Source organism: Myxococcus sp. AM010, assembly GCF_013372585.1.
GTDB lineage: Bacteria > Myxococcota > Myxococcia > Myxococcales > Myxococcaceae > Myxococcus > Myxococcus vastator.
Map to the genome: position 1 here is coordinate 1 of NZ_JABXEO010000164.1, position 7,253 is coordinate 7,253.

Consider the following 7,253-nt stretch of genomic DNA (forward strand, 5'->3'; position numbering starts at 1 on the left):
CCCCCGCCGCCTGCTCCATCCCGCCGCCCTCCACGTGGCGGGGACAAAGCAACCCGTGTGCCTGCCTGTGCTACCTGGGGAGTGGGGCGCGCACCCGTCCCGACATGCAGGAAGGGGCTCGGATGCTGGACGGACATCCCTGCACCAGCTGGCTTCTCAGGCGCTGAGACGGGCCGTCAGAAGCGGGACAGGGCGAAGAAGCCCTTGAGCTTCTCGTTCGTCTCGCGGAGCCGCTCGCTCAGCGTGCGGACGAACGTCCAGAGCAGCACGTACGCCAGGTCCTTGTCGGTGAACATGAGCTGGTCCAGCCGGGAGCGCTCGATGACCCAGACGGAGCAGCTCACGTGGGCGATGGCGTCCGCCGAGCGCGGCGAGTCCTCGATGACCGCCATCTCACCGAAATACTCGCCGGGCTCCAGGATGGCGAGCGCCTCCTCGCCGATGCCGGGCATCGACTTGGAGATGCGGACCTTGCCCTCGGCGATTACGAACATCTCCTGGCTGGTTTCCCCCTCACGGAACAGAAAGGCGCCTGCCGGGTAGGTCCGGGAGTGGCCAATCTGCGCGAGCCTGGCGAGCTGTCCCTGGGTCAAACCCTCGAACAGCGCAACCTTCTTGAGGACGTCGGCATCCATGAGGCCAGCTTCGTATCACGCGCCCGAGGCGCTCTGGTACCTTGGGGCCATCAACGAGAGTTGGGAGGAGTCGTGGCGGAGGAGAAGATTAACAAGGTGACCATCATCGGCTCGGGGCCCGCGGGCTACACCGCGGCCATCTACGCCGCGCGCGCCAACCTGCAGCCGGTGGTGTTCGCCGGGGGCCCTACCCTGGAGCACCCGCAGCGGGTGCCGGGCGGCCAGCTCATGGTGACCACCGACGTGGAGAACTACCCGGGCTTTCCGGAGGCCATCACCGGCCCGGAGTTGATGGATCGTTTCCAGAAGCAGGCGGAGCGTTTCGGCACCACCCTCCACATGGAGAACGTGGTGAAGGTGGACTTCTCCCAGCGCCCCTTCCTCATCCAGGGGGAGAGCGTCAGCTGCCGCTCGGAGACGGTCATCATCTCCACCGGCGCCACCGCCAAGTGGCTGGGCGTCAAGGGCGAGGACACCTACAAGAACCGCGGCGTCTCCGCGTGCGCCACCTGCGACGGTGCCTTCTTCAAGAAGCAGGACGTGCTGGTGGTGGGCGGCGGTGACACGGCCATGGAAGAGGCGACGTACCTGGCGAAAATCGTCAACCACGTCACCCTCATCCACCGCCGCGACACGCTGCGCGCCTCCAAGGTGATGCAGGAGCGCGCCCGCCAGAATCCGAAAATCTCCTTCATGTGGGACTCCGCGGTGGAGGAGGTCCTCGGCGACGCGAAGGGGATGAATGGCGCGGTGGTGCGCAACCTGAAGACGGGTGACAGCCAGCAGGTGAAGGCGACGGGCCTGTTCGTGGCCATTGGCCACACGCCCAACACGGAGCTGTTCCAGGGCGTGCTGGAGACGCACCAGGGCGGCTACCTCAAGACGGTGCCGGGCTCCACGCGCACCAACATCGAGGGCGTGTTCGCCTGCGGCGACGTGCAGGACCACTACTACCGCCAGGCCATCACCGCGGCGGGCACGGGCTGCATGGCCGCCATCGACGCGGAGCGCTGGCTCATCGAGCACGGCGAGTAGTCTGGCTCGCTGGCCCGCGCGGCTCCGCTGCGCATCCCCAGGCCGGCCCCTTTCGGGGGGCCGGCTTTTCCATTCCCGCGAAGGACGCAGCAATCCCCATGAGCTCGAAGCAGAAGACGGTGGCGGTGCACGCCGGGACGCGGCTGGCTGGAAGCAAGGCGGTGCCGGTGTCGCCGCCCATCTACCCGGCGGCGGTGAACTGGTTCGACAGCAGCGACGACCTGGACAGCGCCCTGGACGGGAAGGACTACGCCTACGCCCGCATCAGCGCGCCCAACACGACGCTGCTGGAGGAGGCGGTGGCCGCGCTGGAAGGCGCCGAGGCCTGCGTGGCCTACGCCAGCGGCATGGCCGCGCTGCGCTCCGTCTTCGAGGCCCAGGGCTTCCGGGCGGGAGACACGCTGGTGATGCCGGCGGATGGTTACGGCGTCACGCGCGCGCTGTACAAGAGTCTGTGCGCCACGCTGGGCGTGGAGCTGCACGCGCTCCTGATGACGGACCCCGAGGTGGCCGGGCGCATCCGCGAGCTGAAGCCGCGCATGGTGCTGGCGGAGAGCATCTCCAACCCGCTGCTGCGCGTGCCGGACTTGCGCGTGCTGGCGCGGGCCTGCCAGGACGTGGGCGCGACGTTCGTGGTGGATGGCACCTTCCCGTCGCCCGTGGGACAGCGCGCGCTGGCGCTGGGCGCGGACTACGCGGTGCAGTCCACCAGCAAGTGGCTCAACGGGCACAGCGACGCGCTGGGCGGCACGGTGAGTGCCTCAGTCGCGCGGATGGCGCCGCTGCGCGCCGCGCGGGTGCTGGCGGGTGACGTGCTGGGGCCCTTCGAGGCGTGGCTCACCCTGCGCGGCCTGCGCACGCTGCCGGTGCGCATGAGGGCGCATGTCGAGCACGCGGCGCACGTGGCGCGGCGGCTCGCGGAGTCGCCCCTGTTGGAGCGGGTCATCTACCCGGGGTTGGCTTCGCACCCGGACCACGCCACCGCGCGGGAGCTGCTGTCAGGCGGCGGTCCCATGGTGGCCTTTGAAATCAAGGGCGCGGGGCGGCCGGAGAGCATGCGCTTCCTGGAGGCGCTGAAGGTGGGGCGGCCCGGTCCTTCACTGGGGGACGTGTGCACGCTGGTGATGCACGCGGCCAGCGCCAGCGCGCGCCGATTCACCCCGGAGGAGCGGGAGGCCGCGGGCATCCGGGAGAACCTCATCCGCGTCTCCGTGGGGCTGGAGGACCCGGACGACATCGTGGAGGACCTGCTCGCCGCGGTGGCGCAGGGGGTGCGCCGATGAAGATGGTGGACGTGGGAGCGAAGCCGAAGACGGGCCGCGTGGCCGTGGCCACCGCGCTGCTGCGGATGTTGCCCGCGACGCGTGAGCGCATCCTGGCGGGGAAGGTGGAGAAGGGGGACGTGCTGGCCGCGGCGCGGCTCGCCGGCATCATGGCCGCCAAGCGCACGCCGGACTTCGTCCCGCTCTGTCACCCCATCGCGCTCTCGGGCGTGGAGGTGACGCTGGTGCCGGAGGACGCGGGGCTCCGGGTCCGCGTGCAGGTCAAGACGGTGGACCGCACCGGCGTGGAGATGGAGGCGCTCACCGCGGCCTGCGCGGCGGCGCTGACCGTCTATGACATGTGCAAGAGCGTGGACCGCGGCATGGTGCTGGACGCGGTGCAGTTGGAGCACAAGTCGGGCGGGCGCTCCGGCACGTGGCGGCGGGAGGAGGCCACGCCGGCTCAGGCGGCCGCGCCGCGACGTCGGCCGCGCGCGAAGAAGGCCCGCTGAAGGGAGGCCTCCCTGAAAGCCGGGGCGCCCGTGCGTTGGCGGACACAGTCGGGCTCGGGCCCCGCCTTCTGTCCGTCTCCACACGTCGCGAATGTGACGCCGTCCACGCCCAGGGCACGCTTGTCGCCGTGGGGGCTCCCGGTGCGCGGAGAGGGCCCCCAGGTTGCACTCCAGGCCATGCGGGCGCGAAGGACCTGCGCCGGTTCGAGAGGTGACGGGTGTTCGACTTGAGGGGCGTTCTGACGCTGCTGACGGCCCTGGGGGCCGCGGGCTGCGGTGCGCCCACGGAAGAGGGCGACGCGGCCGAGGTGTCGCAGCCCGTGGCGGACCGGGCCGCGTGCGACGCACAGGTGGCCCAGCGCCGCTACGTGTCCGAGGACAGGACGGAGTGCCAGGTCGTCTTCTTCGTCTGCGCCCGGGGCGAGTCGCCCTTCTTCGACGCGTGCGGCTGCGGCTGCTCGCGTCCCTGAGCCTGAGGCACGGGCCTACTTCGCTTCGCTGAGCAGGCGCTCCTGGAAGAAGGCCGCCACCACCAGTGAGTGGGAGATGTGGCCCTCCAGGATGAGGCGCGGCACGTCTCCGCGCGGGTGCAGCTCCACGGCGATGTCCTCGCTGGCGTCCTGCCGCCCCTCGTGCCGCTTCACGCAGTCGAGCGCGAGGAAGTTGAAGCACACGTTGCCCTGGAACGCGGGGTTGGGGTGCACCTGGCCCACTGGCACCACGCGTCCCGGCACGTAGCCCGTCTCCTCTTCCAGCTCGCGCGCCGCGGCCCGCTCAGGCGCTTCGCCGGGCTCCACGATGCCGCCGGGGAGCTCCAGCGTGGAGGACTCGACGCCGAAGCGGAACTGCCGCACCAGCACGAGCCGCGCGTCCGGCGTCACCGCGATGACGTTCACCCAGTCCGCGCAGTCGACGCGCACGCGTGGGTGCTCGTGGCCCGTGCGCGGGTCCGCCCACCAGTCCTCGCGCACCCGGGCGACGCTGAAGTCATGCTCCAGCCCGCGCCGCAGCCGGCGCCAGGGCTTCACCTCGTGAGTCACGTGAGTGTCCTTCCCGTCAATTGAGCAGCGCGGCGCGCTCCCGCAGCTCGCGGGCCGTCAGCTCCAGCCGGTCGCGGTCGGGGGCCTCGGGTGAAAGCTCCAGGCAGCGCTCCACGTCCTTCAGCGCCGCGCGGTAGGCCCCCAGGCCGCTGAGCAGCGCGGCGCGCGTGCGCAGCTCGCCCGGGTGGTCCGGCGCCAGGAGCAGCAGCAGGTCCACCACCGCCAGCCCGCGCTCACAGTCCTCGCGGCCCAGGTACACGCGCCGCAGGTTGGACAGCATCCGGTACGCAATCAGCTCCACCGGCGCGGGCGCCAGCATGTTGCGGTCGAACTTGAGCTGCGGCGCCACGCGCTTGAGCAGCTCCTCGCAGCCGTGCTCGGTGAGGATGTCCCCGTCGTGGAACGGGTCCATGAGCAGCTTGTGGTCCCCCGCGTCGTGCGCCACCAGGAAGTGGCCGGGGAACGGGACGCCGTACAGGGCGATGCCCGCGCGCCGCGCCACCTCCAGGTAGACGACGGACAGCGTAATCGGCAGCCCCTGCTTCCGCTCCAGCACCTGGTCCAGGAAGCTGTTCTCCGGGGAGTGGTAGTCGTCTTCGTTGCCGCGAAAGCCCTCGATGTCCGCCAGCACGTGGCGCAAGGCCCGCAGCGGCGCCAGGACTTCGCCCTTCTCGCTCAGCCGCTCCGCCTCCACCTGGACCCGGCACGCGAGCACGTCCAGCATGTGCAGGCACCCAGGGGCGTCCAGCAGGGGCTTGTCCAGCGTGGCGATGGCCAGCGCCGCCAGGTCCAGCCGCGGGGGCTCCGCTGCCAGGGCCGACACCAGACGCTCCCGCGCCAACGGTGGGCTGAATCCAGAGGGAATGCTCACGGCGAGAACCAGTAACCCACGAGGGCCCGGACGGCAAAGGCAGGCGGCCGAGCGTCAGAATGCTGGAGGTTCAAGCGGCAGCCGTCCCTTGATTTCCGCCCGGAGGGCAATCTGGGCCGCAATCAGCCCGGACAGGATTCCATCCTCGAACTCAAATGTAGGATGTTCCTTGAGTTCCGGGAAGTCGTGGGAGTTGCGCACCTCCTCCGGGGAGATGTTGGGCACGGCCTCGCGGGCCAGGCGCAGCACCTTGGCCTGCTGCTGGGAGATCATCTTCTCGAAGAGCTGGGTGGACAGCTGCAGCATCTCTTCGGCCATCTGCTCCGTCATCGGGTGTCTACTCCTGGGCGATGTCCCACTTGGCCCGGCGATAGCTGTAACGGAAAGCGTCCGCGTCCGCCTCCCTGGCGTCGCCCTCCGCTTCCCGGCCGTCCAGGAAGGCCACGAAGTCGAGCTGCCGGTCCTCGCGGCCGTATTCCGCGTCGAAGAGGCGGACCAGCTCGTTGGCGGGCAGGGTGCGGCGGCCGGCCACGCTGACCAGGGGGATGCGCAGGCCCGTCGTGTCGCTGGCGGGGGCGTAGGACTTCCACACCAGCTCCGTGCACACGAGCGTCCTGTCGGAGAAGAAGTCGAAGTCGAAGTCATACGGGCGGCCGTGGAAGGTGAAGGCGCGGACGATGGCGCGGGCCTTCTCCAGGCGGGACAGGCGCGGGCGCATGACGCCCAGGTAGTCCACCCGCAGGCCGTGCTCCAGGCCGGTGAAGGACACGCCTTCGCTGATGGATTCGATGATGCGCAGGGGGTCGCCGTGCGCGTCTTTGCCGGTGTACTCGGTCCACTTGGCGGGGAAGGCGCGCGCCAGGTGCTGGGTGAGCGAGCCCGGTGCGCCGGGGAGGGTGGCCACCCAGGCCTTCACTTCCGCGTCTTCGTCGAAGTACGCGCCGAGCTGGGCGGGCGTGCCAATGAAGAGCTCCGCGTGCGGCCAGAAGCCCGGCAGGCCGATGTTGGAGAGGTACCAGTTCTGCCGCGCCACCACGATGTCGCCGGGCTCCATCTTCTCCAGCAGGGCCAGGGCCTGCTCGCGGGAGATGAGCGGCTGGCCCACGCGGCGCACGCGGGTGTCACCCATCCATTCAGCCACCGCGCGCTGCACGGGGAAGAAGGCGCGCTGCGCGGTGTCCGCCGTCAGGTCCACCGTGGCCTTGGCGAAGAGCGTGGCGCCGCGCCGGGTGAGCAGTCCCTTCGCCACCTTGCTGTTGTGCTTCATCTCCTGCAGCAGCCAGGGCACGCGCGGCGCGTCCAGCGCGCCGGCCTTCACCAGCAGCGGGCGGAGCTGCTCCTTGTAGCCATCCCCCGTGAGCAGCTGCGTGCTGGTGGAGACGTGGATGGCCTTGTCCTTGAAACGGGCGAAGGCGCGCGCGGGCAGGCCGTACTCGGGCGCGGGCTCGTCCAGCAGCACCTCCAGCTGCTTCTTGCCCAGGGTGAGCTCCGCGTAGGTGAGGCCGTGGGCCAGCTCCGTGGTGAGCGCGCCATGGGTGAGGAGGAAGCCCCAGGCGTGCTTCTTCGGATGCGCGTGAGCGGGCACCTTCACGAAGTCCCAGTAGCGCTGGCGGATGACCTCCACGGACACGAAGTAGTCGAAGAAGGCCGCCCAGGTGCTGAGCAGCAGCTGCTTCTGGTCCGGCGTGTACGGCACGTTCTGCTTCTGCAGGTACACGCCGCGCGACTGCTTCACGGCCTCCTGCAGCCCGCGCAGGCCCCGGACGTGGCGCTCCAGCAGGGCGAGGTCACTCTGCGCCTGGGTGACGAAGGCCGCTTCGTCCAGGGCGAAGACGTCATTCACGGGGGGCGGCGGGGCGGCGGGCGTGCTGGCGAGCGTGAGCCAGGCAAGCAGCAGG

At 70.3% G+C, this 7,253-nt stretch carries 9 protein-coding genes; 4 read left to right on the forward strand and 5 right to left on the reverse strand.

The annotated features are described in order from the left end of the window. Nucleotides 1-176 precede the first annotated feature (176 nt). On the reverse strand, nucleotides 177-635 hold the full coding sequence (locus HV826_RS35695) for a Crp/Fnr family transcriptional regulator (protein ID WP_163786144.1): 459 nt from the start codon (nucleotides 633-635) through the stop codon (nucleotides 177-179). Between the two features lie 72 nt (nucleotides 636-707). Between HV826_RS35695 and trxB the strand changes: the two genes are divergently transcribed. The 4 genes from trxB (at nucleotide 708) to HV826_RS35715 (ending at nucleotide 3,914) form a co-directional block, all read left to right on the forward strand. Further along, nucleotides 708-1,670, forward strand: coding sequence for a thioredoxin-disulfide reductase (gene trxB / locus HV826_RS35700; protein ID WP_176421480.1), 963 nt, complete (start codon nucleotides 708-710; stop codon nucleotides 1,668-1,670). 98 nt (nucleotides 1,671-1,768) lie between these two features. Next, nucleotides 1,769-2,953, forward strand: coding sequence for a PLP-dependent aspartate aminotransferase family protein (locus tag HV826_RS35705; protein WP_176421481.1), 1,185 nt, complete (start codon nucleotides 1,769-1,771; stop codon nucleotides 2,951-2,953). Next, a complete protein-coding gene (gene moaC / locus HV826_RS35710; RefSeq protein WP_176421482.1) occupies nucleotides 2,950-3,444 on the forward strand; it encodes a cyclic pyranopterin monophosphate synthase MoaC in 495 nt (164 codons plus the stop codon). Before HV826_RS35705 ends, moaC begins: the two co-directional genes overlap by 4 nt. A gap of 218 nt (nucleotides 3,445-3,662) precedes the next feature. Next, nucleotides 3,663-3,914 (forward strand): hypothetical protein, encoded by a 252-nt coding sequence (locus HV826_RS35715; RefSeq protein ID WP_176421483.1) that lies wholly within the window; start codon nucleotides 3,663-3,665, stop codon nucleotides 3,912-3,914. Nucleotides 3,915-3,929: 15 nt separating this feature from the next. Here the strand turns inward: HV826_RS35715 and HV826_RS35720 are convergent, their stop codons facing one another. The 4 genes from HV826_RS35720 to HV826_RS35735 all read right to left on the reverse strand — a co-directional run bounded on the left by HV826_RS35720 (nucleotide 3,930) and on the right by HV826_RS35735 (nucleotide 7,252). Further along, nucleotides 3,930-4,484 (reverse strand): NUDIX hydrolase, encoded by a 555-nt coding sequence (locus HV826_RS35720; RefSeq protein WP_176421484.1) that lies wholly within the window; start codon nucleotides 4,482-4,484, stop codon nucleotides 3,930-3,932. A 16-nt stretch (nucleotides 4,485-4,500) separates the two neighbouring features. Continuing rightward, complete coding sequence (locus tag HV826_RS35725) at nucleotides 4,501-5,325, reverse strand: SirB1 family protein (protein WP_163786145.1); 825 nt, start codon at nucleotides 5,323-5,325, stop codon at nucleotides 4,501-4,503. A gap of 84 nt (nucleotides 5,326-5,409) precedes the next feature. Then, nucleotides 5,410-5,685 carry a hypothetical protein gene (locus tag HV826_RS35730; RefSeq protein WP_090491927.1) on the reverse strand — a complete coding sequence of 92 codons (276 nt, stop codon included), beginning with the start codon at nucleotides 5,683-5,685 and terminating at the stop codon, nucleotides 5,410-5,412. 7 nt (nucleotides 5,686-5,692) lie between these two features. Further along, nucleotides 5,693-7,252 carry a YiiX/YebB-like N1pC/P60 family cysteine hydrolase gene (locus HV826_RS35735; RefSeq protein ID WP_255217580.1) on the reverse strand — a complete coding sequence of 520 codons (1,560 nt, stop codon included), beginning with the start codon at nucleotides 7,250-7,252 and terminating at the stop codon, nucleotides 5,693-5,695. Between the last annotated feature and the right edge of the window lies 1 nt (nucleotide 7,253).

Bases quoted from the DNA above. Each gene is read 5' to 3' on its own strand.
- HV826_RS35695 (WP_163786144.1), bottom strand. From the start codon at position 635: ATGGATGCCGACGTCCTCAAGAAGGTTGCGCTGTTCGAGGGTTTGACC.
- HV826_RS35705 (WP_176421481.1), top strand. From the start codon at position 1,769: ATGAGCTCGAAGCAGAAGACGGTGGCGGTGCACGCCGGGACGCGGCTG.
- moaC (WP_176421482.1), top strand. From the start codon at position 2,950: ATGAAGATGGTGGACGTGGGAGCGAAGCCGAAGACGGGCCGCGTGGCC.
- HV826_RS35730 (WP_090491927.1), bottom strand. From the start codon at position 5,685: ATGACGGAGCAGATGGCCGAAGAGATGCTGCAGCTGTCCACCCAGCTC.